This window comes from Luteibacter sp. P4_E6 (assembly GCF_056401535.1).
Window position 1 is genome coordinate 1 of the sequence record NZ_JBFUJE010000588.1, and the last position, 2,296, is coordinate 2,296.

Here is a 2,296-nt window from a genome sequence, read left to right on the forward strand (position 1 = left end):
ATGCCAACCTCGTACAGAGCGGCGACTTCGCGTGGACGGCGAAAATCGATGCACCGCGCTTCGATCCCAAACCGCTGATCGGCGACAGCAGCCTGCAGTCGCTAGGCGTCGCGCTGCAAGGTTCCGGCGATCGTTACCATGCCGATCTCACCGGCGATGTCGACCTCAACGACTACCTCGTGCGCCTGACCCCAGTGAAGGCCGCCTTCGATCACGACTACAAGCGGCTAACCCTCGACGAGCTCACCGTCAGCTCGCCGCAAGTCAAAGGCTCGCTGACCGCGCGCGGCACGGTAGACATCGGCGCGCAGCCCGTCTCGGCAGATCTCGCGCTCAACTGGAAGGACGTGCTCGTTCCCGCGAATGTCGCGGGGCAGGACCTCGCCAGCCTCGGCCAGCTCACCTTCAAAGGCAGCGCCGAGGCTTACCACGCCGCTGGCGATGTCGACGTTGGACCGCCAGGCCACGTGGGCAAGTTCACGCTCGATGTCGACGGCAAACCGGATGTCATCGAGCTGCATACCGTGCAGCTGAAGCAGCCGAACGGCAGCCTCGCCGCCAGCGGAACACTGACCCTCCGGCCCCAGCTCGCATGGAAGATCGACCTCAAGGGCGAGCGCTTCGATCCCAGCCAACTGCTCGCCGAATGGCCCGGCGCGCTCAACCTCGATCTTTCCACCGAAGGGCAGATGGCGAAGGACAGCCCACTCGGTACGCTCGAGTTGCGCAAGCTCGACGGCACGTTGCGCCAGCGGCAGTTGCGTGGCTTCGGCAAGCTCACGCTGAAGCCGAACGAAGTGGTCAATGGCACCCTCGATCTCGCCTCCGGCGGAAGCACGGTCCACCTCGATGCCAAAGGCGATACCGCCAACGACGCGAACCTGAAGCTGGCGATTACATCGCTCGGGGACTGGCTGCCGGATGCCGGCGGTCGCATCCAGGGCGACATCTCTGCGAAGGGTAACGTGCCGAAGTTGGCGGTGAAGGCAAATGTGCGTGGCAGCGCTCTCGTCTACGCGGGCCAGAAGGTCGACACGCTCACCGTCGACGCCGATGTTCCCGATATCAGTAAACCCGGTGGCAAGGTCGATGTCGTCGGCACGCATGTGGTGTCGGGTGGGTTGGTGTTCGACAGGCTTGCCGTCAACGCGAACGGTACGCAGGAGAAGCACCAGCTGAGCATCGACGCCACCGGTCGTCCGCTCGCCGCCGATCTCCAGCTTTCCGGCTCGCTGCGCGATGGCGCGTGGAGCGGGACGCTGTCCACGCTCAACATCGACTACCAGGGGCTGCCGCGCTGGCGCCTGCAGAACACCAGCCAGCTCGCCTGGAAGGACGGGGCGGCGAGCATGAGCGATCTCTGCCTCACCGCAGGCGAGCCGCTGCTGTGCGTGGCCGCGAAGCAGGACAAAGGCGGCAACCTCGACGGCAGCTATCGCCTGCGCAAGGTTCCGCTTGCACTGATCATGACGGCGGCCGAGCAGTCGAACAGCCCGATGCGTGCCGATGGCATCATCGAAGGTGATGGCAGCATCCGTCGCACGGCAGCAGGTGCCTTGTCGGGACAGGCAAATATTACGAGTGTCCACGGCTCCGTCGCTTACACCGATCATGGCGAGAACCCGCTGCTGGTCTACGACAACCTCGTCGCAAACGCGCAGCTATCGCCGGACAGCCAACGCGTCACGGTGCGAGCGTCGCTCAACAAAGGCGGCACGCTCGACGGCAACGTCTCGATCAATGGCGCACAGCAGGCCCTCGGCGGCACGGTCGCGCTGCATCTCACCGACCTTGGCATCATCGAGTTGTTCACCAGCGAAGTCGCCGACGTGAAGGGCGGCCTCGATGCCAACTTCAACCTCGGCGGCACCGTCGCTGCGCCGGCCATCACCGGGCAGGCTCTTGTCGCCGGGTTCGCCGCCGAAGTCCCGAGCGCAGGACTGAAGCTCAAGGACGGCCGAATCAGCGTCACCACGACGGACGCGAAGAACTACGCCGTCGACGGCACGATCGGATCCGGCGACGGAACGCTCGGCATCAAGGGCACGGCCGCACTCGGTGCAGGCGCACAGATGCGCCTCGGCGTCCAGGGCTCGAAGTTCACCGCCGTGGACATTCCCGCCGCCAAAGCCATCGTCTCGCCCGACATCCAGATCGTCCAGGATGCCAAGGGCATGAATGTCACCGGCAAGCTCAACATCGACCTGGCCGACGTGAACGTCGAGCGCCTGCCGGGTGCGGGCGCGACCAAGGCGTCACCGGATGTGGTCGTTGTCGATGACAAGCAGCAGGAAGC

General features: G+C 65.1%; 1 protein-coding gene. It reads left to right on the plus strand.

Annotated elements, in window-relative coordinates:
* Positions 1-2,296: translocation/assembly module TamB domain-containing protein (locus AC1DT2_RS21130; RefSeq protein WP_477298526.1), on the plus strand; the 2,296-nt coding region annotated here is incomplete at both ends.